Origin of the sequence: Enterobacter cloacae complex sp. 372C4 (genome assembly GCF_050030615.1) — a bacterium.
Lineage (GTDB): Bacteria > Pseudomonadota > Gammaproteobacteria > Enterobacterales > Enterobacteriaceae > Enterobacter > Enterobacter intestinihominis.
In genome coordinates, this window is record NZ_JBLGUQ010000001.1 from 1,446,749 (window position 1) to 1,473,730 (window position 26,982).

General features: G+C 50.4%; 47 protein-coding genes. 4 read left to right on the forward strand and 43 right to left on the reverse strand.

All coding sequences use genetic code 11. The features are described from left to right. Window positions 1-5 precede the first annotated feature (5 nt). Window positions 6-1,382 (forward strand): Trk system potassium transporter TrkA, encoded by a 1,377-nt coding sequence (gene trkA, locus ACQG11_RS06935; RefSeq protein ID WP_003863337.1) that lies wholly within the window; start codon window positions 6-8, stop codon window positions 1,380-1,382. Window positions 1,383-1,528: 146 nt separating this feature from the next. After that, window positions 1,529-1,942 (forward strand): large-conductance mechanosensitive channel protein MscL, encoded by a 414-nt coding sequence (gene mscL, locus ACQG11_RS06940; protein WP_003863335.1) that lies wholly within the window; start codon window positions 1,529-1,531, stop codon window positions 1,940-1,942. On the opposite strand, the gene ACQG11_RS06945 is transcribed toward mscL, so the two are convergent. The 31 genes from ACQG11_RS06945 to rpsJ form a co-directional block, all read right to left on the reverse strand. Then, complete coding sequence (locus ACQG11_RS06945; protein ID WP_022649585.1) at window positions 1,943-2,158, reverse strand: alternative ribosome-rescue factor A; 216 nt, start codon at window positions 2,156-2,158, stop codon at window positions 1,943-1,945. Between the two features lie 57 nt (window positions 2,159-2,215). Beyond that, on the reverse strand, window positions 2,216-2,641 hold the full coding sequence (gene zntR, locus ACQG11_RS06950; RefSeq protein WP_193543924.1) for a Zn(2+)-responsive transcriptional regulator: 426 nt from the start codon (window positions 2,639-2,641) through the stop codon (window positions 2,216-2,218). A 2-nt stretch (window positions 2,642-2,643) separates the two neighbouring features. Continuing rightward, window positions 2,644-3,012 carry a DUF1992 domain-containing protein gene (locus ACQG11_RS06955; protein WP_022649586.1) on the reverse strand — a complete coding sequence of 123 codons (369 nt, stop codon included), beginning with the start codon at window positions 3,010-3,012 and terminating at the stop codon, window positions 2,644-2,646. Between the two features lie 107 nt (window positions 3,013-3,119). After that, window positions 3,120-3,503: a 50S ribosomal protein L17 gene (gene rplQ / locus ACQG11_RS06960; RefSeq protein ID WP_001216368.1), complete on the reverse strand. Its 384-nt coding sequence runs from the start codon at window positions 3,501-3,503 to the stop codon at window positions 3,120-3,122. A 40-nt stretch (window positions 3,504-3,543) separates the two neighbouring features. After that, window positions 3,544-4,533: a DNA-directed RNA polymerase subunit alpha gene (locus ACQG11_RS06965; protein ID WP_002919219.1), complete on the reverse strand. Its 990-nt coding sequence runs from the start codon at window positions 4,531-4,533 to the stop codon at window positions 3,544-3,546. Window positions 4,534-4,558: 25 nt separating this feature from the next. Next, window positions 4,559-5,179 (reverse strand): 30S ribosomal protein S4, encoded by a 621-nt coding sequence (gene rpsD, locus ACQG11_RS06970; protein ID WP_003863314.1) that lies wholly within the window; start codon window positions 5,177-5,179, stop codon window positions 4,559-4,561. Window positions 5,180-5,211: 32 nt separating this feature from the next. Next, complete coding sequence (gene rpsK / locus ACQG11_RS06975) at window positions 5,212-5,601, reverse strand: 30S ribosomal protein S11 (RefSeq protein ID WP_003863312.1); 390 nt, start codon at window positions 5,599-5,601, stop codon at window positions 5,212-5,214. Window positions 5,602-5,617: 16 nt separating this feature from the next. Next, on the reverse strand, window positions 5,618-5,974 hold the full coding sequence (gene rpsM / locus ACQG11_RS06980; protein WP_003863308.1) for a 30S ribosomal protein S13: 357 nt from the start codon (window positions 5,972-5,974) through the stop codon (window positions 5,618-5,620). Window positions 5,975-6,120: 146 nt separating this feature from the next. Beyond that, entirely contained in the window at window positions 6,121-6,237 is a 117-nt protein-coding gene (rpmJ, locus tag ACQG11_RS06985) for a 50S ribosomal protein L36 (protein WP_000868187.1), read from the reverse strand. Window positions 6,238-6,268: 31 nt separating this feature from the next. Next, window positions 6,269-7,600, reverse strand: a complete 1,332-nt coding sequence (gene secY, locus ACQG11_RS06990; RefSeq protein ID WP_003863305.1) for a preprotein translocase subunit SecY — start codon at window positions 7,598-7,600, stop codon at window positions 6,269-6,271. A gap of 7 nt (window positions 7,601-7,607) precedes the next feature. Further along, the gene (rplO, locus tag ACQG11_RS06995) at window positions 7,608-8,042 is read right to left on the reverse strand and encodes a 50S ribosomal protein L15 (protein WP_014885468.1); all 435 of its coding nucleotides are present in this window, start codon (window positions 8,040-8,042) and stop codon (window positions 7,608-7,610) included. Between the two features lie 3 nt (window positions 8,043-8,045). Then, window positions 8,046-8,225, reverse strand: a complete 180-nt coding sequence (gene rpmD / locus ACQG11_RS07000) for a 50S ribosomal protein L30 (RefSeq protein ID WP_003863301.1) — start codon at window positions 8,223-8,225, stop codon at window positions 8,046-8,048. Between the two features lie 6 nt (window positions 8,226-8,231). Then, window positions 8,232-8,732 (reverse strand): 30S ribosomal protein S5, encoded by a 501-nt coding sequence (gene rpsE, locus ACQG11_RS07005; RefSeq protein ID WP_003863299.1) that lies wholly within the window; start codon window positions 8,730-8,732, stop codon window positions 8,232-8,234. Window positions 8,733-8,746: 14 nt separating this feature from the next. Beyond that, window positions 8,747-9,100 (reverse strand): 50S ribosomal protein L18, encoded by a 354-nt coding sequence (gene rplR / locus ACQG11_RS07010; protein WP_003863297.1) that lies wholly within the window; start codon window positions 9,098-9,100, stop codon window positions 8,747-8,749. 9 nt (window positions 9,101-9,109) lie between these two features. After that, complete coding sequence (rplF, locus tag ACQG11_RS07015) at window positions 9,110-9,643, reverse strand: 50S ribosomal protein L6 (protein WP_003863296.1); 534 nt, start codon at window positions 9,641-9,643, stop codon at window positions 9,110-9,112. Window positions 9,644-9,655: 12 nt separating this feature from the next. After that, window positions 9,656-10,048, reverse strand: a complete 393-nt coding sequence (gene rpsH / locus ACQG11_RS07020; RefSeq protein ID WP_006178918.1) for a 30S ribosomal protein S8 — start codon at window positions 10,046-10,048, stop codon at window positions 9,656-9,658. Window positions 10,049-10,078: 30 nt separating this feature from the next. Then, window positions 10,079-10,384: a 30S ribosomal protein S14 gene (rpsN, locus tag ACQG11_RS07025; protein ID WP_003863291.1), complete on the reverse strand. Its 306-nt coding sequence runs from the start codon at window positions 10,382-10,384 to the stop codon at window positions 10,079-10,081. A gap of 14 nt (window positions 10,385-10,398) precedes the next feature. Further along, window positions 10,399-10,938, reverse strand: a complete 540-nt coding sequence (gene rplE, locus ACQG11_RS07030; RefSeq protein WP_022649589.1) for a 50S ribosomal protein L5 — start codon at window positions 10,936-10,938, stop codon at window positions 10,399-10,401. 14 nt (window positions 10,939-10,952) lie between these two features. Continuing rightward, entirely contained in the window at window positions 10,953-11,267 is a 315-nt protein-coding gene (gene rplX / locus ACQG11_RS07035) for a 50S ribosomal protein L24 (protein ID WP_003863287.1), read from the reverse strand. Between the two features lie 10 nt (window positions 11,268-11,277). Beyond that, on the reverse strand, window positions 11,278-11,649 hold the full coding sequence (rplN, locus tag ACQG11_RS07040) for a 50S ribosomal protein L14 (protein ID WP_002919748.1): 372 nt from the start codon (window positions 11,647-11,649) through the stop codon (window positions 11,278-11,280). A gap of 166 nt (window positions 11,650-11,815) precedes the next feature. Then, window positions 11,816-12,070: a 30S ribosomal protein S17 gene (gene rpsQ / locus ACQG11_RS07045; protein ID WP_002438707.1), complete on the reverse strand. Its 255-nt coding sequence runs from the start codon at window positions 12,068-12,070 to the stop codon at window positions 11,816-11,818. Next, a complete protein-coding gene (gene rpmC / locus ACQG11_RS07050; protein ID WP_003863282.1) occupies window positions 12,070-12,261 on the reverse strand; it encodes a 50S ribosomal protein L29 in 192 nt (63 codons plus the stop codon). The genes rpsQ and rpmC overlap by 1 nt, the downstream gene beginning before the upstream one ends. Continuing rightward, window positions 12,261-12,671 (reverse strand): 50S ribosomal protein L16, encoded by a 411-nt coding sequence (rplP, locus tag ACQG11_RS07055; RefSeq protein WP_002919759.1) that lies wholly within the window; start codon window positions 12,669-12,671, stop codon window positions 12,261-12,263. The genes rpmC and rplP overlap by 1 nt, the downstream gene beginning before the upstream one ends. 12 nt (window positions 12,672-12,683) lie before the next feature. Further along, entirely contained in the window at window positions 12,684-13,385 is a 702-nt protein-coding gene (gene rpsC / locus ACQG11_RS07060; RefSeq protein WP_000529945.1) for a 30S ribosomal protein S3, read from the reverse strand. Between the two features lie 17 nt (window positions 13,386-13,402). Then, window positions 13,403-13,735 carry a 50S ribosomal protein L22 gene (gene rplV, locus ACQG11_RS07065; RefSeq protein ID WP_002919773.1) on the reverse strand — a complete coding sequence of 111 codons (333 nt, stop codon included), beginning with the start codon at window positions 13,733-13,735 and terminating at the stop codon, window positions 13,403-13,405. A 14-nt stretch (window positions 13,736-13,749) separates the two neighbouring features. Beyond that, window positions 13,750-14,028, reverse strand: a complete 279-nt coding sequence (gene rpsS / locus ACQG11_RS07070) for a 30S ribosomal protein S19 (protein WP_001138117.1) — start codon at window positions 14,026-14,028, stop codon at window positions 13,750-13,752. 16 nt (window positions 14,029-14,044) lie between these two features. Then, window positions 14,045-14,866, reverse strand: a complete 822-nt coding sequence (gene rplB, locus ACQG11_RS07075; RefSeq protein WP_000301859.1) for a 50S ribosomal protein L2 — start codon at window positions 14,864-14,866, stop codon at window positions 14,045-14,047. A 17-nt stretch (window positions 14,867-14,883) separates the two neighbouring features. Next, window positions 14,884-15,186: a 50S ribosomal protein L23 gene (gene rplW, locus ACQG11_RS07080; protein WP_000617546.1), complete on the reverse strand. Its 303-nt coding sequence runs from the start codon at window positions 15,184-15,186 to the stop codon at window positions 14,884-14,886. Further along, window positions 15,183-15,788 (reverse strand): 50S ribosomal protein L4, encoded by a 606-nt coding sequence (rplD, locus tag ACQG11_RS07085; RefSeq protein WP_000424395.1) that lies wholly within the window; start codon window positions 15,786-15,788, stop codon window positions 15,183-15,185. The genes rplW and rplD overlap by 4 nt, the downstream gene beginning before the upstream one ends. Before the next feature lie 10 nt (window positions 15,789-15,798). Beyond that, the gene (gene rplC / locus ACQG11_RS07090; protein WP_225303556.1) at window positions 15,799-16,428 is read right to left on the reverse strand and encodes a 50S ribosomal protein L3; all 630 of its coding nucleotides are present in this window, start codon (window positions 16,426-16,428) and stop codon (window positions 15,799-15,801) included. A 32-nt stretch (window positions 16,429-16,460) separates the two neighbouring features. Next, on the reverse strand, window positions 16,461-16,772 hold the full coding sequence (gene rpsJ / locus ACQG11_RS07095) for a 30S ribosomal protein S10 (RefSeq protein WP_001181005.1): 312 nt from the start codon (window positions 16,770-16,772) through the stop codon (window positions 16,461-16,463). 380 nt (window positions 16,773-17,152) lie between these two features. Between rpsJ and ACQG11_RS07100 the strand changes: the two genes are divergently transcribed. After that, window positions 17,153-17,626, forward strand: coding sequence for a prepilin peptidase (locus ACQG11_RS07100; RefSeq protein ID WP_048966381.1), 474 nt, complete (start codon window positions 17,153-17,155; stop codon window positions 17,624-17,626). Here ACQG11_RS07100 and bfr read toward each other — a convergent pair. The 11 genes from bfr to fkpA all read right to left on the reverse strand — a co-directional run bounded on the left by bfr (window position 17,610) and on the right by fkpA (window position 25,810). Beyond that, window positions 17,610-18,086 (reverse strand): bacterioferritin, encoded by a 477-nt coding sequence (gene bfr, locus ACQG11_RS07105; protein ID WP_003863270.1) that lies wholly within the window; start codon window positions 18,084-18,086, stop codon window positions 17,610-17,612. The genes ACQG11_RS07100 and bfr overlap by 17 nt on opposite strands. A 72-nt stretch (window positions 18,087-18,158) precedes the next feature. Further along, a complete protein-coding gene (gene bfd / locus ACQG11_RS07110; protein WP_003863268.1) occupies window positions 18,159-18,353 on the reverse strand; it encodes a bacterioferritin-associated ferredoxin in 195 nt (64 codons plus the stop codon). A 177-nt stretch (window positions 18,354-18,530) separates the two neighbouring features. Beyond that, entirely contained in the window at window positions 18,531-19,715 is a 1,185-nt protein-coding gene (gene tuf / locus ACQG11_RS07115; RefSeq protein ID WP_017693880.1) for an elongation factor Tu, read from the reverse strand. Window positions 19,716-19,784: 69 nt separating this feature from the next. Continuing rightward, window positions 19,785-21,899 (reverse strand): elongation factor G, encoded by a 2,115-nt coding sequence (gene fusA, locus ACQG11_RS07120; RefSeq protein ID WP_022649591.1) that lies wholly within the window; start codon window positions 21,897-21,899, stop codon window positions 19,785-19,787. Window positions 21,900-21,995: 96 nt separating this feature from the next. Beyond that, window positions 21,996-22,466, reverse strand: coding sequence for a 30S ribosomal protein S7 (gene rpsG, locus ACQG11_RS07125; RefSeq protein ID WP_003861706.1), 471 nt, complete (start codon window positions 22,464-22,466; stop codon window positions 21,996-21,998). Window positions 22,467-22,562: 96 nt separating this feature from the next. After that, entirely contained in the window at window positions 22,563-22,937 is a 375-nt protein-coding gene (rpsL, locus tag ACQG11_RS07130) for a 30S ribosomal protein S12 (protein ID WP_000246815.1), read from the reverse strand. 124 nt (window positions 22,938-23,061) lie between these two features. Further along, on the reverse strand, window positions 23,062-23,349 hold the full coding sequence (gene tusB / locus ACQG11_RS07135; RefSeq protein ID WP_022649592.1) for a sulfurtransferase complex subunit TusB: 288 nt from the start codon (window positions 23,347-23,349) through the stop codon (window positions 23,062-23,064). A gap of 7 nt (window positions 23,350-23,356) precedes the next feature. Next, window positions 23,357-23,716 carry a sulfurtransferase complex subunit TusC gene (gene tusC, locus ACQG11_RS07140; protein WP_426728269.1) on the reverse strand — a complete coding sequence of 120 codons (360 nt, stop codon included), beginning with the start codon at window positions 23,714-23,716 and terminating at the stop codon, window positions 23,357-23,359. Next, the gene (gene tusD, locus ACQG11_RS07145; protein WP_003861699.1) at window positions 23,716-24,102 is read right to left on the reverse strand and encodes a sulfurtransferase complex subunit TusD; all 387 of its coding nucleotides are present in this window, start codon (window positions 24,100-24,102) and stop codon (window positions 23,716-23,718) included. The genes tusC and tusD overlap by 1 nt, the downstream gene beginning before the upstream one ends. Next, the gene (locus tag ACQG11_RS07150) at window positions 24,102-24,824 is read right to left on the reverse strand and encodes a helix-turn-helix transcriptional regulator (RefSeq protein ID WP_003861697.1); all 723 of its coding nucleotides are present in this window, start codon (window positions 24,822-24,824) and stop codon (window positions 24,102-24,104) included. Before ACQG11_RS07150 ends, tusD begins: the two co-directional genes overlap by 1 nt. Window positions 24,825-24,991: 167 nt before the next feature. Then, on the reverse strand, window positions 24,992-25,810 hold the full coding sequence (gene fkpA, locus ACQG11_RS07155) for an FKBP-type peptidyl-prolyl cis-trans isomerase (protein ID WP_003861695.1): 819 nt from the start codon (window positions 25,808-25,810) through the stop codon (window positions 24,992-24,994). A 238-nt stretch (window positions 25,811-26,048) separates the two neighbouring features. On the opposite strand from fkpA, the gene ACQG11_RS07160 reads away from it, so the two are divergent. Further along, window positions 26,049-26,267, forward strand: a complete 219-nt coding sequence (locus ACQG11_RS07160; RefSeq protein ID WP_023298761.1) for a protein SlyX — start codon at window positions 26,049-26,051, stop codon at window positions 26,265-26,267. A gap of 51 nt (window positions 26,268-26,318) precedes the next feature. Here ACQG11_RS07160 and slyD read toward each other — a convergent pair whose 3' ends face one another. Continuing rightward, the gene (gene slyD, locus ACQG11_RS07165) at window positions 26,319-26,909 is read right to left on the reverse strand and encodes a peptidylprolyl isomerase (protein ID WP_003861691.1); all 591 of its coding nucleotides are present in this window, start codon (window positions 26,907-26,909) and stop codon (window positions 26,319-26,321) included. Between the last annotated feature and the right edge of the window lie 73 nt (window positions 26,910-26,982).

The window sequence follows — 26,982 nt, forward strand, 5'->3', positions numbered from 1 at the left end:
GAAAGATGAAAATTATCATTCTGGGCGCAGGGCAAGTTGGCGGAACGCTGGCGGAAAATCTCGTGGGCGAAAACAACGATATCACCATTGTGGATACCAATGGCGATCGCCTGCGCGTTTTGCAGGACAAGTTCGACCTCCGCGTTGTTCAGGGGCACGGCTCTCATCCACGTGTGCTTCGGGAAGCGGGCGCGGACGATGCCGACATGCTGGTTGCAGTAACCAGTTCTGATGAAACCAACATGGTTGCATGTCAGGTGGCCTACTCGCTTTTCAACACCCCAAACCGCATCGCCCGCATTCGTTCTCCGGACTATGTCCGGGATGCGGAAAAGCTGTTTAATTCCGAAGCAGTACCCATCGACCATCTTATTGCGCCTGAACAGCTGGTTATCGACAGTATTTATCGTCTGATTGAGTACCCGGGCGCGTTGCAGGTTGTGAACTTTGCTGAAGGGAAAGTAAGCCTGGCGGTCGTGAAGGCTTATTACGGGGGCCCGCTGATTGGTAATGCCCTGTCGACAATGCGCGAGCATATGCCACATATCGATACGCGTGTTGCGGCGATTTTCCGTCACGACAGACCTATTCGTCCGCAAGGTTCCACCATTGTAGAAGCCGGGGATGAAGTCTTCTTTATTGCGGCTTCTCAGCATATCCGTGCGGTGATGAGTGAACTACAGCGTCTCGAAAAACCGTATAAACGTATTATGCTGGTTGGCGGCGGTAATATTGGCGCAGGTCTGGCGAGACGGCTGGAAAAAGACTACAGCGTGAAGCTGATCGAACGGGATCAACAACGCGCGTCAGAGCTGGCTGAAAAACTTCAGAATACCATCGTGTTTTATGGCGATGCTTCGGATCAGGAATTGCTGGCCGAAGAGCATATCGATCAGGTTGATCTTTTTATTGCCGTCACCAACGACGACGAAGCGAATATTATGTCCGCCATGCTCGCTAAACGTATGGGGGCGAAAAAAGTTATGGTGCTTATCCAGCGTAAGGCTTATGTCGATCTGGTACAGGGTAGCGTAATTGATATTGCTATTTCACCCCAGCAAGCCACCATCTCTGCCCTGCTAAGCCATGTGCGTAAAGCGGATATTGTCGGCGTGTCATCTCTTCGTCGTGGTGTTGCTGAAGCCATTGAAGCCGTCGCTCACGGGGATGAAACGACGTCACGCGTTGTTGGTCGCGCAATCGATGAAATTAAACTTCCACCAGGCACCATTATCGGCGCAGTAGTGCGAGGTAATGATGTGATGATCGCCAATGATAATTTACGTATTGAGCAGGGTGACCACGTTATTATGTTCCTGACCGATAAAAAATTTATTACCGACGTCGAGCGTTTATTCCAGCCAAGCCCGTTCTTCCTGTAATGATTTGGGTGCTCAGACGAGGGCACCCAAATATTAACCTTCTAATTTTCATGCCTTTTATTTTTCATAACGATTATTTATCCCCAATGGCAATTAGCTAATCATTTGTTAAACTTATAGGCGTCAGCTGGCACAAGGAGAACATAATGAGTTTTATTAAAGAATTTCGCGAATTTGCGATGCGCGGGAATGTGGTGGATTTGGCTGTGGGTGTCATTATTGGTGCGGCGTTCGGTAAGATCGTTTCATCATTAGTCGCCGACATTATTATGCCGCCGTTAGGACTGTTGATTGGAGGCATTGATTTCAAACAATTCGCCTTCACCCTTCGGGAAGCTCAGGGCGATATCCCTGCGGTTGTAATGCACTACGGCGTATTCATTCAGAACGTATTTGATTTCGTGATCGTGGCATTTGCCATTTTCATGGCGATCAAACTTATCAACAGACTTAACCGTAAAAAAGAAGAACCGGCTGCTGCCCCGCCAGCACCAACTAAAGAAGAAGTCTTACTGACTGAAATTCGCGATCTGTTAAAAGAGCAGAATAACCGCGTTTAATCAGGCGAGAGAAACAGAAAGGCCAGTGGTAAAAAAGCGATTAGCTTGCTTGCCACTGGCCTCCCAGTTACCACGTTGTGCATGTTTACCTTTACGCAAATAACTCCCTTTTCCCTTCTTGTTCTTCTCAACACGCTGTCTAAAAAGCGGGTCGTGAAGCAATGCCTCAATGGCGTTATCCTTAATTTGTCCCTTAGTATGCTGATAGCGGCTCATCATTTCTCCTGAGCATAGTTAATGTCGGCGGGAGTCTAGTCCGTGGCTGATAAAAAATCAACAACCCAGAGTTTCACTACTGGCGCCCTGTTCAAGGGCTTCCAGTATTGAGCAATAAACACTGCTGTGAGCAGTACCGCAGCACGCGTCATTCAGCCTTTGTAGAGATCGTTGCATGGCCTGCAGCTCCTGAATTCGTCCTTCAACTTCATCCAGCCGGGCCTGAACGATGCTTTTAGATTCCTGACACGTATGATGTTCAGGATCGATACGGATCGACAGCAGTTCACGGATCGACTCCAGCGTGAAGCCGAGTTGCCGGGCATAGCGGATAAAACGAAGGCGTTGCAGGTCGTTATCCGTATAAAGGCGAAATCCACCTTCTGTTCTGACCTCATGATCGATCATCTGCTGCTTTTCGTAGTAGCGGATAGTATCCGGCGTTACGTTAGCAAGCTTCGCAAGTTCACCTATGCGGTACATGGCTACTCCTCGTTTATTTTTTGCATTAACCTTTCACTGTACTCACCATGCAAAAAGTCAGTATTCATTCCCGTCTGGCGCAGTTTTATTTCGATGAGCGCTAATCGACGGCTGATTTCGGAGTACCGCGGGTCATTCTTATGAATGCCTTTAAGCAGATCGGCAAGCTCGACGGCTTCATTGCGTTGCTGAAGTTCAGGGGGTAAACAACCTGCGTTTTTCAGTAAGCGATAACCGGCTCGTAATTCAGGGGGAATGTGTGAATCATCGTCCAGCACCAGTGGCTCACCGCTACCGGGGAGATTTTCAAACTCGCCTTTGTTTTGGGCATCGCTAATATGGCGTTCAGCCCACTGATCGAGCAACCACATAATGAACTCCAGGGGATGAGCAGAAAAGATACAGACATTGTAGATAAGTGGAGATTCTGCGCATATAAAAAAACCCGCCGAGGCGGGTTTTTTTACGTTACTACAGATTACTCTGCAGCAGCTTCTGCTTTCTCTGAACGATCAACCAGCTCGATGTATGCCATCGGCGCGTTGTCGCCTGCACGGAAGCCACACTTCAGAATGCGAGTGTAACCACCGGCACGGCTCGCGAAACGCGGGCCCAGTTCGTTAAACAGTTTTGCCACGATCTCGTTATCACGAGTACGGGCGAATGCCAGACGACGATTAGCAACGCTGTCAGTCTTGGCAAGAGTAATCAGCGGCTCAACTACGCGACGCAGCTCTTTCGCTTTAGGCAGGGTCGTCTTGATGATTTCATGACGAACCAGTGAACCTGCCATGTTGCGGAACATAGCCTGGCGATGGCTGCTGTTGCGGTTCAGTTGACGACCACTCTTACGATGGCGCATGACCTTATCCTTCTCAGTAAAACCTTAACCTGTGATCCGGTTACTCGTCAGCAATGCTTGCTGGTGGCCAGTTTTCCAGGCGCATGCCCAGAGACAGACCACGTGAAGCCAGCACGTCTTTAATCTCGGTAAGAGATTTTTTACCCAGGTTCGGCGTTTTCAGCAACTCAACCTCGGTACGCTGTACCAGATCACCGATATAGTGGATAGCTTCTGCCTTGAGGCAGTTAGCAGAGCGGACAGTCAATTCCAGATCGTCAACAGGGCGCAGCAGGATCGGATCGAATTCTGGTTTCTCTTCTTTCACTTCCGGCTGACGTACATCACGTAAGTCAACGAAAGCTTCCAGTTGTTCTGCCAGGATGGTTGCCGCACGACGAATCGCCTCTTCAGGATCGATTGTGCCATTGGTTTCCATTTCGATGACCAGCTTGTCCAGGTCGGTACGCTGTTCTACACGCGCTGCTTCAACATTGTAGGCAATACGCTCTACAGGGCTGTAGCATGCGTCGACCAGCAGACGGCCGATTGGGCGCTCATCTTCTTCCGAATGAATTCGGGCAGAAGCCGGCACATAACCACGACCGCGCTGAACTTTGATACGCATGCTAATAGCTGCGTTCTCATCGGTCAGGTGGCAGATCACGTGCTGCGGCTTGACGATTTCAACATCACCGTCGTGGGTGATGTCGGCTGCAGTCACAGGGCCAATGCCAGATTTATTCAGAGTAAGAATAACTTCATCTTTACCCTGAACTCTCACCGCCAGCCCTTTCAGGTTGAGCAGGATTTCAAGGATATCTTCCTGAACGCCTTCTTTGGTGCTGTACTCATGAAGTACACCATCAATCTCAACCTCGGTCACCGCGCAACCCGGCATCGATGAGAGCAGAATACGGCGCAGTGCGTTACCCAGAGTATGGCCAAAGCCACGCTCTAAAGGCTCAAGGGTCACCTTGGCGTGCGTCGAACTCACTTGCTCGATATCTACCAGGCGCGGTTTTAGAAACTCTGTCACAGAACCCTGCATTGTGTCCTCTCTTTGGTACTAAGCTTTACTTGGAGTAAAGCTCGACGATCAGGTGTTCGTTAATGTCCGCAGACAGATCAGAACGCTCAGGCTGACGCTTGAACGTACCTTCCATCTTGCCAGCATCAACTTCCAGCCAGGTTGGCTTTTCACGCTGCTCAGCCAGCTCCAGAGCGGCTTTCACGCGAGATTGCTTTTTCGCTTTCTCACGAATGCTAACAACGTCATTCGCTTTAACCTGATAAGAAGCGATGTTAACAACACGACCGTTTACCATGATTGCTTTATGGCTAACCAACTGGCGTGATTCAGCACGAGTCGCGCCGAAGCCCATACGGTATACAACGTTGTCCAGACGACCTTCCAGCAGAGCCAGCAGGTTTTCACCTGTGTTGCCTTTCAGACGTGCTGCTTCTTTATAGTAGTTACGGAACTGACGCTCCAGCACACCGTAGATACGGCGAACTTTTTGCTTTTCACGCAACTGCACACCATAGTCAGACAGACGCGGTTTACGCGCACCGTGCTGGCCAGGAGCTTGTTCAATTTTACACTTGGTATCGATCGCGCGAACGCCAGACTTAAGGAATAAGTCGGTGCCCTCACGACGGCTCAGCTTGAGCTTAGGACCCAAATATCTTGCCATTTTCTATCTCCAACTAACCTAAAAAACGAGCGTTATACGCGACGTTTTTTCGGCGGACGACAACCGTTATGAGGGATCGGAGTCACATCAGTAATATTCGTGATGCGGAAACCAGCGGCGTTCAGAGCGCGAACAGTAGATTCACGACCCGGACCCGGACCTTTAACCATAACTTCCAGATTCTTGATGCCGTATTCTTTTACGGCTTCAGCGCAACGCTCTGCTGCAACCTGAGCTGCGAACGGAGTGGATTTGCGAGAACCACGGAAACCGGAACCACCGGCTGTTGCCCAACCCAATGCGTTACCCTGACGATCAGTAATAGTAACGATGGTGTTGTTGAAAGAAGCATGGATATGAGCCACGCCGTCAGAGACTTGTTTTCTTACACGTTTACGTGCACGAACTGGTGCCTTTGCCATTATTCAATCACCCCGATTATTTCTTGATCGGTTTGCGCGGACCCTTACGGGTACGTGCGTTGGTCTTAGTACGCTGACCGCGCACTGGCAGACCACGACGATGACGCAAACCGCGATAGCAACCAAGATCCATCAGGCGCTTGATGCTCATGCTGATTTCACGGCGCAGATCACCTTCAACGACAAATTTGGCAACTTCGTCACGCAGCGTGTCGATTTGTTCTTCAGACAGCTCACTGATCTTAACATCTTCAGCGATACCCGCTGCAGCCAGAATGGCTTTGGAACGGGTCTTGCCGACGCCGTAGATCGAAGTTAATGCGATCACAGCATGTTTCTGATCAGGAATGTTAATGCCTGCTATACGGGCCACTATGCACTCCTACTATTTAATATGTACGCACCATGCTGAAAAGCCCGTTTTCAGGATACTCAAATGGAAACGTACAGACATACAAAAGATTGGCTGGCTAATCTAGCCAGCTCAACCCAACTTTGCAAGAAAAATATGCGAAATAATCAGCCTTGGCGCTGTTTATGCTTCGGCTCGGCACTGCAAATCACACGGATGACACCATCACGCTTAACGATTTTGCAGTTACGGCATAATTTCTTGACGGAAGCACGAACTTTCATTTTTACTCTCCGTAACTTCTCAGACGACCATTTAGCGGCCGTAGCCTTTCAGGTTCGCCTTCTTCAATGCAGACTCATACTGACTGGACATCATCAGAGTTTGCACTTGAGCCATAAAGTCCATAATCACGACAACAACGATAAGCAGTGAGGTCCCACCGAAGTAGAACGGTACTTTCATTGCATCACGCATGAACTCCGGGATCAGGCAGATAAAAGTAATATAAAGCGCACCAACCAAAGTCAGGCGAGTCATTACTTTATCGATATACTTCGCCGTTTGCTCTCCCGGACGAATTCCTGGTACAAATGCACCGGACTTCTTCAGGTTATCTGCTGTTTCACGCGGGTTGAAGACCAACGCCGTGTAGAAGAAACAGAAGAAGATGATCGCAGACGCATAGAGTAACACATAAAGTGGTTGCCCAGGCTGCAAATACAGCGAAATTGTTGTCAGCCAGTTCCAACCAGTACCGCCCCCGAACCATGACGCGATGGTTGCCGGGAACAGAATAATACTGGAAGCGAAGATAGCCGGGATAACCCCCGCCATATTCACTTTCAGCGGTAAATGTGTGCTCTGTGCAGCATAGACACGACGACCCTGCTGACGTTTAGCGTAGTTCACCACAATGCGGCGTTGACCACGTTCAACGAAGACAACAAAGAACGTCACTGCAAATACTAATACTGCAACCAACAGCAACAGGAGGAAGTGCAGGTCGCCTTGACGCGCTTGCTCGATAGTATGGGCGATGGCCGGCGGGAGACCCGCAACGATACCGGCGAAGATAATGATTGAGATACCGTTACCGATACCTCGTTCAGTAATCTGTTCGCCGAGCCACATCAGGAACATGGTCCCTGTGACCAGACTTACAACAGCGGTGAAATAGAATGCAAAGCCTGGGTTTAATACCAGGCCCTGCATACCAGGCATATTCGGAAGACCGGTAGCAATACCGATCGACTGGAATATTGCCAGCACCAGAGTGCCGTAACGGGTGTACTGGCTAATCTTACGACGTCCAGACTCCCCTTCTTTCTTCAACTCTGCCAGGGCCGGATGAACGACCGTCAGCAGCTGGATAATAATCGATGCCGAAATGTACGGCATAATACCCAGTGCGAAAATAGAAGCACGGCTGAGAGCACCACCAGAGAACATGTTGAACATTTCAATGATGGTGCCTCGCTGTTGCTCAAGCAGTTTGGCAAGTACAGCGGCATCAATACCAGGGATCGGAATAAAAGAGCCAATACGGAACACAATCAGCGCGCCGATTACAAACAGCAGTCTGCGTTTCAGCTCGCCAAATCCACCTTTGGCACTTTGAAAATCTAATCCCGGTTGCTTAGCCATCTGCTACTTATTCCTCAATTTTACCGCCAGCAGCTTCGATAGCAGCACGAGCACCTTTAGTAACACGCAGGCCACGAACAGTTACCGGAGTAGAAACTTCACCAGACAGGATCACTTTCGCGAACTCGATCTGGATACCGATAATGTTAGCTGCTTTCAGCGTATTCAGGTCTACAACGCCGCCTTCAACTTTCGCCAGGTCAGACAGACGGATTTCCGCTGTAATCGCTGCTTTGCGAGAGGTGAAGCCGAACTTCGGCAGACGACGGTACAGTGGCATCTGGCCACCCTCGAAACCGCGACGTACGCCACCGCCAGAACGAGAGTTCTGACCTTTGTGACCACGACCACCGGTTTTGCCGAGGCCAGAACCGATACCACGACCCAGGCGTTTACCCGCCTTTTTAGAGCCTTCGGCCGGAGACAGAGTATTTAAACGCATCTCTTACTCCTCAACTTTAACCATGAAGTAAACCGCGTTGACCATACCACGAACAGCAGGAGTATCCTCGCGCTCAACGGTATGACCAATACGACGCAGACCCAGGCCAAGCAGCGTTGCCTTGTGTTTCGGCAGACGACCGATTGCACTGCGGGTTTGAGTGATTTTAATAGTCTTTGCCATGGTCAATTACCCCAGAATTTCTTCAACGGATTTACCACGCTTGGCAGCGACCATTTCTGGAGAATTCATATTTTCCAGGCCATCAATAGTTGCACGAACCACGTTGATCGGGTTGGTGGAACCATATGCTTTAGCCAGAACGTTATGAACTCCAGCAACTTCCAGAACGGCGCGCATTGCACCACCGGCGATGATACCGGTACCTTCGGAAGCTGGCTGCATGAATACACGAGAACCCGTGTGAACACCTTTAACTGGGTGTTGCAGGGTACCGTTGTTCAGCGCGACGTTAATCATATTGCGACGGGCTTTTTCCATCGCTTTCTGGATCGCTGCTGGAACTTCACGCGCTTTACCGTAACCAAAACCAACGCGACCGTTACCATCACCCACTACAGTCAGAGCTGTGAAGGAGAAAATACGACCACCTTTAACGGTTTTAGATACGCGGTTTACCGCGATCAGCTTTTCCTGCAGTTCGCCAGCCTGTTTTTCGATGTGAGCCATCTTACACCTCTACCTTAGAACTGAAGGCCAGCTTCACGGGCAGCATCTGCCAGTGCCTGGACACGACCATGATATTGGAACCCGGAACGGTCAAAGGAAACATTGCTGATGCCTTTTTCCAGAGCGCGTTCTGCAACAGCTTTACCTACAGCTGCAGCGGCGTCTTTGTTACCGGTATACTTCAATTGTTCTGAGATAGCTTTTTCTACAGTAGAAGCAGCTACCAGAACTTCAGAACCGTTCGGTGCAATTACCTGTGCGTAAATATGACGCGGGGTACGATGTACCACCAGGCGAGTTGCACCCAGCTCTTTGAGCTTGCGGCGTGCGCGGGTCGCACGACGGATACGAGCAGATTTCTTATCCATAGTGTTACCTTACTTCTTCTTAGCCTCTTTGGTACGCACGACTTCGTCGGCGTAACGAACACCCTTGCCTTTATAAGGCTCAGGACGACGGTAGGCGCGCAGATCTGCTGCAACCTGACCGATCAGCTGTTTATCAGCGCCTTTCAGCACGATTTCAGTCTGAGTCGGGCATTCTGCAGTGATTCCGGCCGGCAGCGGATGCTCAACAGGGTGTGAGAAGCCCAGAGACAGGCCTACTGCATTCCCTTTGATAGCTGCACGATAACCTACACCAACCAGCTGAAGCTTTTTAGTGAAGCCTTCGGTAACACCAACAACCATTGAGTTCAGCAGGGCACGCGCGGTACCAGCCTGAGCCCATCCATCCACGAAACCATCACGTGGACCGAAGGTCAGAGCGTTATCTGCATGTTTAACTTCAACAGCTTTGTTGAGGGTACGAGTCAGCTCGCCGTTTTTACCTTTGATCGTAATAACCTGACCGTCGATTTTGACATCAACGCCGGCAGGAATAACGACCGGTGCTTTAGCAACACGAGACATTCTTTCCTCCGATTAGGCTACGTAGCAGATAATTTCGCCACCAAGACCAGCCTGGCGCGCTGCACGATCAGTCATAACACCTTTAGAGGTAGAAACAACTGCGATACCAAGACCAGCCATTACTTTTGGCAGCTCATCTTTTTTCTTATAGATGCGCAGGCCTGGGCGGCTGACACGCTGAATGCTTTCTACAACAGCTTTACCCTGGAAATACTTGAGAGTAAGTTCCAGTTCCGGCTTGGTGTCGCCTTCAACTTTAAAATCTTCGATAAAACCTTCTTCCTTCAGCACGTTGGCAATTGCCACTTTCAGCTTGGCGGAAGGCATGGTGACCGCAACTTTGTTCGCGGCCTGACCGTTACGGATACGGGTCAGCATATCCGCGATCGGATCTTGCATGCTCATCTGTCTTTACTCCCGTGATTCAATTGGTAATTACCAGCTAGCCTTTTTCAAGCCTGGTACTTCACCGCGCATGGCGGCTTCACGCAGTTTGATACGGCTCAACCCAAACTTGCCCACATAACCATGTGGACGACCTGTTTGACGACAGCGGTTACGCTGACGAGACGGGCTGGAATCACGCGGCAGAGACTGCAGCTTGAGAACCGCATTCCAACGATCTTCGTCGGAAGCGTTCACATCAGAAATGATCGCTTTCAGTTCAGCGCGTTTAGCGAAGAATTTATCAGCTAAAGCTACGCGCTTTACTTCGCGTGCTTTCATTGATTGCTTAGCCATTCAGTAACCCTACCTTACTTGCGGAACGGGAAGTCAAAGGCAGCCAGCAGAGCACGGCCTTCTTCATCAGATTTCGCAGTAGTGGTAATGGTAATATCCAAACCACGCACGCGGTCGACTTTATCGTAGTCGATTTCTGGGAAGATGATCTGCTCACGGACACCCATGCTGTAGTTACCACGACCGTCGAAAGACTTAGCGGACAAGCCACGGAAGTCACGGATACGTGGAACAGCAATAGTGATCAGGCGCTCAAGGAACTCCCACATGCGTTCGCCACGCAGAGTTACTTTACAGCCGATCGGATAGCCCTGACGGATTTTGAAGCCTGCAACAGATTTGCGTGCTTTGGTGATCAGCGGTTTTTGACCGGAGATTGCTGTCAGGTCAGCTGCTGCGTTATCCAGCAGTTTCTTGTCAGCGATCGCTTCACCAACACCCATGTTCAGGGTGATCTTCTCGACCCGAGGGACTTGCATGACAGAATTGTAGCTAAACTCAGTCATGAGTTTGTTAACTACTTCGTCTTTGTAGTAATCATGCAGTTTCGCCATCGTACTACTCCAAATTACTTGATAGTTTCGCTGTTAGACTTGAAGAAACGGACTTTTTTGCCGTCTTCGAATCTAAAGCCTACACGGTCAGCCTTACCGGTAGCCGCATTGAAGATTGCAACGTTAGAAACCTGAATAGCAGCTTCTTTTTCAACGATGCCGCCTGGTTGGTTCAGGGCCGGAACCGGCTTCTGATGTTTCTTAACCAGGTTGATACCTTCAACGACTAGTTTGCCGGAAGACAGAACATTTTTTACTTTACCGCGTTTACCTTTATCTTTACCGGTTAACACGATAACTTCGTCATCACGACGGATTTTCGCTGCCATGATTCGCTCCTTAGAGTACTTCTGGTGCCAGAGAGATAATTTTCATGAACTTCTCAGTACGAAGTTCACGAGTTACCGGCCCAAAGATACGCGTGCCGATAGGCTGCTCGCTGTTATTGTTTAAAATAACGCATGCATTACCATCGAAGCGAATGACAGAACCGTCAGGGCGACGAACACCCTTCTTGGTGCGCACCACTACCGCCTTCAGCACATCACCTTTTTTGACCTTACCACGTGGAATTGCTTCCTTGATGGTGATCTTGATGATGTCGCCTACGCCTGCGTAGCGACGGTGCGAGCCACCCAGAACCTTGATACACATTACGCGACGTGCACCGGAGTTGTCGGCGACGTTCAGCATAGTCTGTTCTTGGATCATTTTAGTGCTCCGCTAATGTCAACTACTACCTGAGACTCTAAAATCAGAGCCGTTAAAAAGCCCCATATCGAGGGCGCGGCATTATAACACCGCTTCTGCAATATGGGTAGAAAAAATAAACGGCTCATTGCTGAGCCGTTTATTCGTATTGAGAATGCGTACTCTATTACAGAACCGCTTTCTCTACAACGCGAACCAGCGTCCAGGACTTAGTCTTGGACAGTGGACGGCATTCACGGATTTCAACCTTGTCGCCGATACCACATTCGTTGTTCTCGTCATGTACGTGCAGTTTGGTCGTACGCTTGATGAATTTACCGTAGATCGGGTGTTTCACAAAACGTTCGATAGCTACAACAATGGATTTCTCCATTTTATCGCTAACAACACGACCTTGCAGAGTACGGATTTTATCGGTCATTACGCACCCGCCTTCTGAGTCAGTAAAGTCTTAACGCGCGCAACATTGCGACGCACTTGCTTCAGCAGGTGAGTCTGTTGCAGCTGGCCACTTGCAGCCTGCATACGCAGGTTGAACTGCTCACGCAGCAGGTTCAGCAGCTCAGCGTTCAGCTCTTCAACGCTTTTTTCACGCAGCTCTTTTGCTTTCATTACATCACCGTCTTAGTTACAAAGGTGGTTTTGATAGGCAGTTTCGCTGCTGCCAGGCCGAAGGCTTCACGGGCCAGCTCTTCCGGAACACCGTCCATTTCATAAAGGACTTTGCCCGGTTGGATCAAGGCAACCCAGTACTCCACGTTACCTTTACCTTTACCCATACGAACTTCCAGTGGCTTCTCGGTGATCGGTTTGTCCGGGAATACACGGATCCAGATCTTACCTTGACGCTTAACTGCACGGGTCATTGCACGACGTGCTGCTTCGATCTGACGTGCAGTCAGACGACCACGGCCAACAGCTTTCAGACCGAAAGTGCCGAAGCTAACATCCGTACCCTGCGCCAGACCACGGTTGCGGCCTTTGTGCACTTTACGGAATTTTGTACGCTTTGGTTGTAACATCAGCGACGCTCCTTATTTACGGCCTTTACGCTGCTGCTTTTTAGGTTGAGCAGCCGGTTTTTCCGGTTGTTCAACAGCAGCCATACCACCCAGGATCTCACCTTTGAAGATCCATACCTTAACGCCGATTACACCGTAAGTGGTGTGCGCTTCAGAGGTGTTGTAGTCAATGTCAGCACGCAGAGTGTGCAGCGGTACGCGACCTTCGCGGTACCATTCGGTACGTGCGATTTCCGCGCCGCCCAGACGGCCGCTAACTTCAACTTTGATACCCTTAGCGCCCAGACGCATTGCGTTCTGTACAGCACGCTTCATAGCACGACGGAACATAACACGACGTTCCAGCTGAGAAGTGATGCTGTCAGCAACCAATTTAGCGTCCAGTTCAGGCTTACGAACTTCAGCGATATTGATCTGTGCAGGAACGCCAGCGATATCCGCTACGACCTTGCGCAGTTTTTCTACGTCTTCGCCTTTCTTACCGATAACGATGCCAGGGCGAGCAGTGTGAATAGTCACACGGATGCTCTTAGCTGGACGCTCGATAACGATACGAGATACAGACGCTTTAGCCAGTTCCTTAGTCAGGTACTGACGTACTTTAAAATCGCTGTCCAGGTTGTCAGCGAATTCTTTGGTGTTCGCAAACCAGGTAGAGTTCCATGGTTTTACAATACCCAGGCGAATACCATTAGGATGTACTTTCTGACCCATTGCTAGTCTCCAGAGTCTCAGCGATCGGACACAACCACAGTAATGTGGCTGGTGCGCTTCAGGATGCGATCTGCACGACCTTTCGCACGCGGCATAATGCGCTTCATGCTTGGGCCTTCATCTACGAAAATTTTCGCGACTTTCAGATCGTCGATGTCAGCGCCATCGTTGTGTTCAGCGTTAGCAATGGCAGATTCCAGTACTTTCTTGACCAATACCGCAGCTTTCTTGTTGGTATAGGTCAGGATGTCCAGGGCCTGCGACACTTTCTTACCGCGAATCAGGTCAGCAACAAGGCGAACCTTCTGTGCAGAAGAACGAGCATGGCGATGTTGAGCTAAAGTTTCCATCTCTTCCTCCTACCTTATTTCTTCTTCGCTTTTTTATCAGCAGCGTGGCCGCGATAAGTACGAGTCGGTGCGAATTCACCCAGTTTGTGACCAACCATTTCGTCGGTAACAAAGACTGGAACGTGCTGACGACCATTATGGACAGCGATGGTCAAACCGATCATGTTAGGAAAGATCGTTGAACGACGGGACCAAGTGCGCAGGGGCTTCTTGTCTCCGCTTTCCACCGCTTTCTCTACCTTCTTCAGCAAGTGCAGGTCAATAAAAGGACCTTTCTTGAGAGAACGTGGCATGGCTTATCCTCTAAAATTATTTGCTACGGCGACGTACGATAAATTTATCAGTACGCTTGTTGCTGCGGGTCTTCTTACCTTTGGTCTGAACGCCCCACGGAGTTACCGGGTGCTTACCAAAGTTACGACCTTCACCACCACCATGTGGGTGATCGACTGGGTTCATCGCAGTACCGCGAACGGTAGGACGAACACCACGCCAGCGTGCAGCACCAGCTTTACCCAGAACGCGCAGCATATGCTCAGCATTGCCAACTTCGCCCAGAGTAGCGCGGCAGTCTGCTTCGACTTTACGCATTTCACCAGAACGCAGACGCAGGGTGACATAAGCACCGTCACGCGCAACGATCTGAACGTAAGTACCCGCGGAACGCGCCAGCTGACCGCCTTTACCTGGTTTCATTTCTACGTTATGAACGGTAGAACCAACCGGGATATTGCGCATCGGCAGGGTGTTGCCTGCTTTGATTGCAGCATCAACGCCAGACTGAATCTGGTCGCCAGCTTTCAGGCCTTTAGGGGCCAGGATGTAACGGCGTTCGCCATCTTTGTACAGAACCAGCGCGATGTTCGCGGAACGGTTCGGATCGTACTCAAGACGCTCAACAACTGCTGGGATACCGTCTTTGTTGCGTTTGAAGTCAACAATACGATAAGCCTGCTTGTGGCCACCACCGATGTGACGAGTGGTGATACGGCCATTGTTGTTACGACCACCGGATTTGCTGTTTTTTTCCAGCAACGGAGCAAAAGGTTTGCCCTTGTGCAGCTCAGGGTTAACCACTTTAACTACGTGGCGACGACCCGGAGATGTCGGTTTACATTTAACAACTGCCATTGTATTACTCCTCCGACTTACTCAGCGCCGCCAACGAAGTCCAGGTTCTGGCCTTCTTTCAGGGTGACGTAAGCTTTTTTCCAGTCGCTACGACGACCGATACGCTGTCCGTGACGTTTAACTTTCCCTTTAACTACCAGGGTGTTAACGACTTCGACTTCGACTTCAAACAGTTTCTGCACAGCAGCTTTGATCTCTGCTTTGGTCGCGTCTTTAGCAACTTTGAGAACGATGGTGTTTGTTTTTTCCATCGCAGTAGACGCTTTTTCAGAAACGTGCGGTGCGCGCAGCACCTTCAGCAGACGTTCTTCACGAATCATGCCAGCATCTCCTCAACTTGCTTAACAGCATCAGCAGTCATTACGACTTTGTCGAAGGCGATCAGGCTAACCGGGTCGATACCAGTCGCGTCGCGTACGTCAACCTTGTGCAGGTTACGCGCGGCCAGGAACAGGTTCTCGTCCAGCTCACCGGTGATGATCAGCACATCTTCCAGAGCCATGTCTTTCAGTTTCTGTGCCAGCAGCTTAGTTTTAGGCGCTTCAACAGAGAACTTCTCGACAACGATCAGACGATCCTGACGTACCAGTTCGGACAGGATGCTTTTCAGCGCGCCGCGGTACATCTTTTTGTTAACTTTTTGACTGTGGTCCTGTGGACGCGCAGCGAAGGTCACGCCACCTGAACGCCAGATCGGGCTCTTGATAGAACCTGAACGCGCACGGCCGGTACCTTTCTGGCGCCATGGCTTTTTGCCTGAACCAGTTACTTCAGCACGAGTCTTCTGAGCACGAGTACCCTGACGAGCACCAGCTGCATAAGCAACAACAACCTGGTGAACCAGCGCTTCGTTGAAATCACGACCGAAGGTAGTTTCGGAAACAGTCAGCGCGCTCTGCGCGTCTTTCAATACTAATTCCATTGCTATCCCCTTACGCCTTCACAGCTGGTTTAACGATCAGGTCGCTACCGGTTGCACCCGGGACCGCACCTTTAACCAGCAGCAGGTTGCGCTCAGCGTCAACACGTACTACGTCCAGGCTCTGAACGGTTACACGTTCGTTGCCCAGCTGACCTGCCATTTTCTTGCCTTTGAACACTTTGCCCGGAGTCTGGTTCTGACCGATAGAACCCGGAACGCGGTGAGACAAGGAGTTACCGTGAGTAGCGTCCTGGGTACGGAAGTTCCAGCGCTTAACGGTACCAGCAAAACCTTTACCTTTAGAGGTACCGGTTACGTCAACTTTTTTAATGTCAGCAAACAGCTCAACGCTAATGTCCTGACCTACGGTGAACTCTTCGCCTTCAGCAAGACGGAATTCCCACAGACCACGGCCAGCTTCTACGCCAGCTTTAGCGAAGTGACCCGCTTCTGGTTTGGTTACACGGTTAGCTTTTTTAGCACCAGTGGTCACCTGAACAGCGCGGTAGCCATCGTTAGCCAGATCTTTAACCTGGGTAACGCGGTTTGCTTCAACTTCGATTACGGTTACTGGGATTGAAACGCCATCTTCAGTGAAGATGCGGGTCATGCCCACTTTTTTACCGACTAAACCAATCATTGTATCAACCTCTCAATCGCTCGATGACCTGATTAACCCAGGCTGATCTGCACGTCTACACCGGCAGCCAGATCCAGACGCATCAGAGCATCAACGGTTTTCTCAGTTGGCTCAACGATGTCAACCAGACGCTTGTGAGTGCGGATCTCGTACTGATCACGCGCATCTTTGTTAACGTGCGGAGAGATCAGAACGGTAAAGCGCTCTTTGCGGGTCGGCAGCGGGATCGGACCACGGACTTGCGCACCAGTGCGCTTAGCAGTCTCGACGATTTCCGCGGTTGATTGATCGATCAGACGATGATCAAACGCTTTAAGGCGGATACGGATTCTTTGGTTCTGCATGAGACCAGAGCTCCAATTATTTTATAAACGAAAATGATTACTCCTCAAACCCATTACGATTGATGGGAGAGTGTAACCGTTCTTACGTAGCTCCCCAATTGGGAGCATTGTTGAGTAACAAAGTGAGCTACTCTGGTTCAGATTGAACCCGCCGTCAATTACGACAAGCCCGCGCATTATACGTAAATCAGCGAAAGACGCAAGTGCCGTTTAGAAATTAAGCGCCAAAGTCGTACTCTGCGTAAGGCCTCGCAATTTTTTATGCAAAGTATCCCTTCTCAACTCTTTGTCTGAAGCCGCTGCGCAATTGGTGTTTTTACACATTGCCGGGCATGCAGATTATTACGAGTATGCGCTCAAACCATTTTGAGGCTCTCGCTATGCTAATGTCCCTCCCCTTTCTGCTGATCTATTTTGCGTTATCGGCCTTGCTTGTACGCACCGATATTCGCACGGGGCTGCTTCCCGATAAATTCCTTTGCCCGCTGCTATGGACGGGCCTGCTCTACCAGCTTTGTCTTCATCCTGATTTTTTGCCGAGCGCGGTAGTGGGTGCGACGGCAGGATACGCCGGATTCGCCGTTATCTATTGGGGATATCGACTCATCTGCCGACGTGAAGGGATGGGGTATGGCGACATAAAATATCTTGCGGCGCTGGGAGCATGGCATGGCTGGTGTGTACTGCCAGTACTGGCATTAGTGGCCGCGTTAATGGCTCTGCTGTATCTGGTTGGTTTCTCGTTGTTCAACCCTGATAAGCAGGCATTAAAAAACCCACTGCCTTTTGGGCCATTTCTGGCGGCAGCGGGTTTATGCGTTGGCTGGGAAAGCCTGATTAACTTTCCACTTTGATCTGAGACTGAAGGTAGTTCTGTAGGCCAATTTTGCTAATGAGATCCAGTTCGGTCTCAAGCCAGTCGATGTGCCCTTCTTCATCGGCCAGGATCTGGATCATCATATCCCGGCTGACGTAGTCATGTACGCTGTCCGCATAGGCAATGGCTTCACGCAGGTCTTTTGCACCCTCCAGCTCCAGCCGGAGATCAGAACGCAGCATCTCTTCAACATCTTCTCCGATGCCCAGTTTTCCGAGATCCTGTAGGTTAGGAATGCCTTCGAGGAATAAAATACGCTCAATATATTTATCGGCGTGTTTCATTTCATCAATGGACTCATGGTATTCAACATCGTTGAGGCGAGTCAGTCCCCAGTTTTTGAACATTCTTGCATGGAGAAAATACTGATTGATTGCGACAAGCTCATTTCCCAATAATTTATTGAGATAACTTATGATTTTAACATCACCTTTCATTATATAGTCCCTCCGCTTCCACTCATTGAAGCGTAGATCGGGCTACGGGGATGTCAAAAAAAAGATGGAGGCTTACGCGATCTCTTTGAATTCCGGGATCTGCATCAGTTCGTCCTGCATGATCTCACGCGCTGCGCGAACGCATTTACCGCATTGATTTCCCACCGGAACAAACTTACGAAGCTGCTGGAAAGATTGTGGTTGAAACTGGCGAACGGCCTGACGAATTTTTTTGTCGCTTACACCATTACATAAACAAACGTACATAAAGACTCCCGTTCAAAATATGCGCAAAGTGTAAGTGAGAATGGTTATGATTACAATAGCACGGGCGTCGGAATACGTGGCGGGAGAAAGCAAAAAATGCGAATTTTTATGACAATGCCCAACGGCAGAAAACAAAAAAGGACGCCGAAGCGTCCTTTTTATTTCAGGGATAATTAATTAGCCCAGAACTTTAGCAACAACGCCCGCGCCAACGGTACGGCCGCCTTCACGGATTGCGAAACGCAGACCGTCATCCATCGCGATTGGGTGGATCAGAGTCACAACCATCTTGATGTTGTCGCCTGGCATTACCATCTCTACGCCTTCTGGCAGTTCGATGGTACCGGTCACGTCAGTTGTACGGAAGTAGAACTGTGGACGGTAGCCTTTGAAGAACGGAGTATGACGGCCGCCTTCGTCTTTGGACAGAATGTACACTTCAGATTCGAACTTGGTGTGTGGCTTGATTGAGCCTGGCTTCGCCAGAACCTGACCACGTTCGATTTCTTCACGCTTGATACCACGCAGCAGAACACCAACGTTCTCACCAGCACGGCCTTCGTCCAGCAGTTTGCGGAACATTTCAACGCCAGTACAGGTAGACTTCGCAGTCTCTTTGATACCAACGATTTCAACTTCTTCACCAACTTTGATGATACCGCGCTCTACACGACCGGTAACAACGGTACCACGACCGGAGATGGAGAATACGTCTTCGATTGGCAGCAGGAATGGCTTATCAATCGCACGCTCTGGTTCTGGGATGTAAGAATCCAGGTAGCCAGCCAGTTCGATGATTTTCTCTTCCCACTCTGCTTCGCCTTCCAGCGCTTTCAGCGCGGAACCACGAACGATTGGGGTATCGTCGCCTGGGAAATCGTACTGAGACAGCAGTTCACGAACTTCCATCTCTACCAGTTCCAGCAGCTCTTCGTCATCAACCATGTCGCATTTGTTCAGGAACACGATGATGAAAGGAACGCCTACCTGACGACCCAGCAGGATGTGCTCACGAGTCTGAGGCATAGGGCCGTCAGTCGCAGCAACAACCAGGATCGCGCCGTCCATCTGCGCAGCACCGGTGATCATGTTTTTAACATAGTCGGCGTGGCCTGGGCAGTCTACGTGTGCGTAGTGGCGAGTCGGGGTGTCATACTCAACGTGAGAGGTGTTGATGGTGATACCACGAGCTTTTTCTTCTGGTGCGTTATCGATCTGGTCGAAAGCACGAGCAGCACCGCCGTAGGTTTTAGCCAGTACGGTAGTGATTGCAGCAGTCAGGGTAGTTTTACCATGGTCAACGTGGCCGATAGTACCAACGTTGACGTGCGGTTTTGTACGTTCAAATTTTTCTTTAGACACGGCTATATTCCTTACTATAGTGCTCTCCCCTTCGGAGAGAGCACGGGACTTAGGTTTTAATCCTGTGGATTACTTACCACGGGCTTCGATAACGGCCTGAGCAACGTTGTTCGGCGCATCATCATACTTCAGGAATTCCATAGTGTATGATGCACGACCTTTGGTCAGAGAACGCAGCTGAGTTGCATATCCGAACATTTCAGACAGCGGAACTTCAGCGTGGATCTTAACGCCAGTTACTTCGGATTCCTGACCACGCAGCATACCGCGACGACGGCTCAAGTCACCGATAACGTCACCGGTGTTCTCTTCCGGAGTTTCTACTTCAACCTTCATGATTGGCTCAAGCAGAACTGGTTTTGCTTTCTTAAAGCCTTCTTTAAAGGCAATAGACGCAGCCAGTTTAAACGCCAGTTCAGAGGAGTCAACGTCGTGGTAAGAACCGAAGTGCAGACGAACACCCATGTCTACAACCGGGTAACCAGCCAGAGGACCAGCTTTCAGCTGCTCCTGGATACCTTTATCAACGGCAGGGATGTATTCGCCAGGAATTACACCACCTTTGATGTCGTTGATGAACTCGTAACCTTTAGGGTTAGAGCCCGGCTCCAGTGGGTACATGTCGATCACAACGTGACCGTACTGACCGCGACCACCAGACTGCTTAGCGTGTTTACCTTCAACATCGGTAACTTTCGCGCGAATCGCTTCGCGGTAAGCAACCTGAGGTTTACCCACGTTCGCTTCAACGTTGAATTCACGCTTCATACGGTCAACGATGATGTCCAGGTGCAGTTCACCCATACCAGCGATGATGGTCTGGTTAGATTCTTCATCAGTCCATACGCGGAATGATGGGTCTTCTTTCGCCAGACGGCCCAGAGCCAGACCCATTTTTTCCTGGTCAGCTTTGGTTTTTGGTTCAACCGCGATGGAGATTACCGGCTCAGGGAATTCCATACGCTCCAGAATGATCGGGTGATCCGGGTCACACAGGGTGTCACCAGTAGTCACGTCTTTCAGACCGATAGCAGCAGCGATGTCGCCCGCACGAACTTCTTTGATCTCTTCACGTTTGTTAGCGTGCATCTGTACGATACGGCCAAAACGTTCACGCGCCGATTTCACGGAGTTCAGGATGGTGTCACCGGAGTTAACCACACCAGAGTAAACGCGGAAGAAGGTCAGGTTACCCACGAATGGGTCGGTAGCAATTTTGAACGCCAGCGCAGAGAACGGCTCGTCATCACTTGCGTGACGCTCAGCCGGAGTATCTTTACCGTCGTCCAGGATGCCGTTGATCGCAGGAACGTCAACCGGGGATGGCAGGTAGTCAACTACCGCATCCAGCATTGCCTGAACACCTTTGTTCTTGAACGCAGAACCACAGGTTACGAGGATGATTTCGTTGTTCAGAACACGCTGACGCAGAGCAGATTTGATCTCTTGCTCAGTCAGTTCTTCACCACCCAGGTATTTCTCCATCAGCTCTTCAGAAGCTTCTGCTGCGGATTCGATCAGGTTCTGGTGCCATTCGTCAGCCAGGTCCTGCATCTCTGCCGGGATATCTTCGTATTCGAAGGTAACGCCCGCATCTGCTTCGTTCCAGTTGATGGCTTTCATTTTCACCAGGTCGATAACACCGGTGAAGCCTTCTTCAGCACCAATTGCCAACTGAAGCGGAACAGGGTTCGCGCCCAGACGGGTTTTGATCTGGCCAACAACTTTCAGGAAGTTAGCACCCATACGGTCCATTTTGTTAACGAACGCGATGCGTGGAACTTTATATTTGTTAGCCTGACGCCATACGGTTTCAGACTGTGGCTGAACACCACCAACTGCGCAATAAACCATTACCGCGCCGTCAAGAACACGCATGGAACGTTCTACTTCGATGGTGAAGTCAACGTGCCCTGGGGTGTCGATGATGTTTACGCGATGCGGTTCGTACTGCTTAGCCATACCTGACCAGAAAGCAGTAGTCGCTGCGGAGGTGATAGTAATACCACGCTCCTGCTCCTGTTCCATCCAGTCCATGGTGGCTGCGCCGTCATGAACTTCACCGATTTTATGGTTTACACCGGTGTAGAACAGAATACGTTCGGTAGTAGTGGTTTTACCGGCGTCGATGTGCGCACTGATACCGATGTTACGGTAGCGTGCGATGGGTGTTGTACGAGCCATTTGATTCCTCGTTTATATCTTTAGGCGTTCAGTTAAGTTACCCAGAGCGGGCGGCTTCTCTGAAGCGCCCGCCTGGTGACTACGACTCCGAAGGGATTACCAACGGTAGTGTGCGAACGCCTTGTTGGCTTCTGCCATACGGTGAACGTCTTCACGTTTCTTAACTGCAGTACCTTTGTTTTCTGCAGCATCAGAAAGTTCGTTCGCCAGACGCAGAGCCATGGATTTATCACCGCGTTTACGAGCAGCTTCAACGATCCAACGCATTGCCAGAGCATTACGACGAACCGGACGAACTTCAACTGGAACCTGATAAGTAGAACCACCAACGCGGCGAGACTTAACTTCTACAGTCGGGCGCACGTTGTCGAGAGCGACTTCGAAAGCTTCCAGTTCATTTTTACCAGAACGCTGAGCCAGGGTCTCCAGCGCGCTGTATACGATTGCTTCTGCAGTAGATTTTTTACCATCTACCATCAGGATATTTACAAATTTTGCCAGCAGTTCTGATCCGAATTTCGGATCTGGAAGAATTTTACGCTGACCAATGACGCGACGACGTGGCATGGGATTACTCCGTTGTTAATTCAGGATTGTCCAAAACTCTACGAGTTTAGTTTGACATTAAGATAAATCAGTTTGGCCTTACTTAACGGAGAACCATTAAGCCTTAGGACGCTTCACGCCGTACTTGGAGCGAGCCTGCTTACGGTCTTTAACACCTGAGCAGTCCAGCGCACCACGAACGGTGTGGTAACGAACACCCGGAAGGTCTTTAACACGACCGCCACGGATCAGGATCACGGAGTGCTCCTGAAGGTTGTGACCTTCACCACCGATGTAGGAAGTCACTTCGAAACCGTTAGTCAAACGCACACGGCATACTTTACGCAGTGCGGAGTTTGGTTTTTTAGGAGTGGTGGTATATACACGAGTACATACGCCACGTTTCTGCGGGCAGGCTTCCAGCGCAGGCACGTTGCTTTTTGCAACTTTGCGTGCACGTGGTTTGCGTACCAGCTGGTTAACTGTTGCCATTAAATAGCTCCTGGTTTTAGCTTTTGCTTCGTAAACACGTAATAAAACGACCTCATACAATATGAGGACGCGAAATTTTAGGGCTACGTCGAAAAGGTGTCAAGAAATATACAGCGATCTCAAATCACCAGTTCATTTGACTGGCGTGCGTCACAGTAAGATTGACGAAATCAGTATAGCCAACCACGTCAATTTTGGCTGAAATTTGACCAGAAAGACCCCGCGCATCCAGATCTTCTTTAAGCGCAGAGACTGTTATGGGGGCATTAGCGAGGATTTCAACAAAACGGCTGCCATCAAGCGCCGCGAGCACGCCATCCTGAATCAGCAGCAGATCATCGCCTTCGCGCAGCATGCTCAGTAACGTGTCGATATCGCATTGCCACGGTGAACGGCTCAGGGTATGGAGCATGATAGCCTCAGAAAGTCAGAACGGTATCGTAGTGAGAAAGTTGTTCGCGCAGCGCAGAAGATGTCAGGATCGTCACGTCCAGCACCAACGGTATTTTCTCATTTAACCCACGAGCGGCCAGCGAGTCGGCGCACACATAGAAGGTTTCAATGTCATAGAGCGGCAGAACTTTAAAGGTCGCAATGTAGTCGCGCGCAAGAATAGCCTGCGGTTGTTGGCCTGCCAGAAGCTGGAATACGCCATCGCCTAAAAAGAAGACGCCAATATCTTCGGTTAAAGCCGAGGTCGCGAGCAATGCATCCAGCCCTTCCCGGCCTGAAGCGCTGCCATGCGGGGCAGAAGTAAAAACAAACGCTACGCGCTTCATCAAAATTGCACCACTCTGTCGCAGGTCAACGCCGCCTGTGCTAATGCGCCTAATCCGCTGAGCGAAAAGCCCGGTTGCAGGTTAGCCCCTGCCAGACCAAGGCGTTCGGCTTCAGTCGCATCCGTCACGCCGCGACGCAGTGCCGCCGCGACGCAGATATGCAGGTCGACGCCCTGCGTTTCGTTTAATTTTTGCCAGGCGCGCACAAGGTCAAACTCATCGCTCGCCGGGGACGTAAACTGGTTCGCGTTATAGACCCCTTCACGATAGAAGAAGACGCTTGCCAGTTCATGACCGGCATCAAGCAGCGCATGGGCAAACTGTAGCGCGCTGCTGGCCTGCTGGGTACCGTACGCCGGGCCCGTCACCATTAACGCAAAACGCATTACTTGTCTTGCCCCAGGAAGTCGCCGCTTTTGAACTGGCGAATATAGAGGTAAACCGTGTGTTTGGAGATATTCAGGCGATCGGCCACCTGGTTGATGGCATCTTTGATATCAAAAATCCCTTTCTCATAGAGGTTCAGGACGATCTGACGATTCTTGGCGTTGTTGGATACGTTGCGATCGGCATTCACCTCTTCAATGGTGAACTCCAGCGTCTGTGTCACGAGATCCTCAACAGAAGAGGCAAAGTTCACCGATGAGCCCACGTCCGGCGTTTCTGGCGGGATGAAGGTGCTCATGATTTGCGAGAATGGCACATCAAGGTTCATGTTGATGCACAGCAAACCGATTACCCGGTGTTCGCGGTTTCGAATCGCGATAGTTTCTGATTTCATCAGCACGCCGCTTTTGGCGCGGGTGAAATAGCATTTTGAGACGCTGCTGTCCGCGCCGGTCATGTCATGCAACATACGCAATGCAAGGTCGGTGATTGGCGAACCAATTTTACGGCCAGTGTGCTCACCATTCGCAATGCGGATAGCGGAACACTTAAGATCTTGCAGGGAATGCAATACGATTTCGCAGTGGGAACCAATGAGCATCGCTAACCCGTCCACTACCGCTTCGTAGGATTTCAGAATATCGAAGTCGGTCTGGTCAAATGGACGTTGATCCAGCAAATCAAGTTCACTGGTTTCGTTGGTTAAAAGCGACCTGGACATGAAAAAAACACTCCTTTTCAGGAGCCTGTCGTTAGGTTTTCAGGGCAGGCTCATTATCTACACGGACAACTAAATTAATACAGCGTGTATAACGCTTTCCAGTGTTAATTATATCTGCCCCACAATAAAAAAACCGCCGCCTGTAAAGGCGGCGGTTTTTTTCAGCATTACTTCTTAGCTGCTGCGGCTTTGTCGTCAGCCGGTGCGTCTGTTTTCGCATCCGCTTTTGGCGCCGGTTTGATGTCCAGCAGTTCTACATCAAATACCAGCGTAGAGTTAGCCGGGATACCCGGAACGCCGGTTTTGCCGTAAGCCAGATCCGGTGGGATGACCAGCTTGATTTTACCGCCTTTCTTGATGTTCTTCAGGCCTTCGGTCCAGCCCGGGATCACACCGTCCAGACGGAAGGAGAGAGGCTCACCGCGAGTATAAGAGTTATCGAACTCTTTACCGTCGATCAGCGTACCTTTGTAGTTAACTACAACGGTGTCGCTGTCTTTAGGCGCGTCGCCGGTACCTTCTTTCTCAACTTTATAGATCAGGCCAGTAGAAGACGTTTTAACGCCTTTCTCTTTAGCGAACTTATCGCGGTAGGCTTTGCCTTTCGCTTCGTTATCTTTAGCGTCTGCTTCCATCTTGGTCTGAGCGGCGCCTTTCACGCGCGCTTCAAACGCTTGCAGAGTCTGCTCGATTTCCTGGTCAGACAGTTTGCTCTTGTCTGCGAACGCATCCTGAACCCCTGCGATCAGCTGATTTTTGTCCAGTTTGATGCCCAGTTTCTCTTGTTCTTTCAGAGAGTTTTCCATGTAACGGCCCAGAGACGCGCCGAGTGCGTAGGCGGATTTCTGGTCGTCATTCTTGAATGCCGCTTTGCTGTCTGTAGTCGCAGCAGGCTTCGCAGCAGTATCAGCAGCGAAAGACAGCGGCGCATTGAGCGCTACAGCCATAGTGGTCGCCAGCAGCGTAACTTTAAACAGTGATTTCATCCATATCTCCAGGACCTGAGGTCTCTCACCCCAGTGTTAAACGTAAATGAGTGACGTACTATAAAACGTTGTGGAAGAAATCTACAGACAGACTCCCCCGAATGTCGCTTCTTTTCAGACTATTTTTGTTTAAATAAGTTTCTTGTCAGGGAGATGGATACTGTACTTAAGGAAAAAGTCAGATAAACTTCGCCGCCGCTGGTCCATTATGGCGCATGAGAGATAAACGAGGTGAATGATGAAGGATACAACGATCGAAGCGAGACTGGCTGAGCTGGAAAGCCGCCTGGCTTTTCAGGACATCACCATCGAAGAACTGAACCAGACCGTGACGGCTCATGAGCTTGAAATGGCAAAAATGCGCGATTTGATGCGACTTCTCACTGAAAAAGTGAAGGCAACGCAGTCGTCGCACATCGCCTCTCAGGCTGAAGAGACGCCACCACCTCATTATTGAGGCGTAAAAAAAGCGGGATTATCCCGCTTTTTTATTTTCCGCAGTACGGAATCAGTGGCAGCCGCAGCCGCCGTTACCGCAACCACCTTTACCGTGGCCGTGGTCATGACCATGATCGTGGCCGTGACCACCGCAGCAGCCGTCGTGGCCGTGATCGTGGTCATGGTCGTGACCGTGCGCACCATGAACGTGGCCATGAGCCAGCTCTTCTTCGGTCGCTTCACGGATAGCAACAACTTCTACGTTGAACTTCAGGTTCTGACCAGCCAGCATGTGGTTGCCGTCAACCACAACGTGGTCGTCTTCAACTTCTGTGATTTCAACCGGAACCGGACCCTGGTCAGTTTCAGCCAGGAAGCGCATGCCAACCTGCAACTCGTCAACGCCCATGAACACGTCTTTAGGAACGCGCTGAACCAGGTTGTCATCATACTGACCGTAAGCGTCGTTCGCGCCGACAGCAACGTCGAATTTGTCGCCAACTTCATGACCTTCCAGCGCCGTTTCCAGGCCGGAAATCAGGGAACCGTGACCATGCAGGTAGTCCAGCGGCGCACTCACCGGAGACTCATCAACCAACACACCGTCTTCTGTACGTACCTGATAGGCCAGGCTGACCACCAGGTCTTTTGCTACTTTCATGATATCTCCTGAGCGTGGGAAAATTGCTGGCGCAGATTGTAGCGGAATTCTGCACCCGTGTACCCTTAAGCTT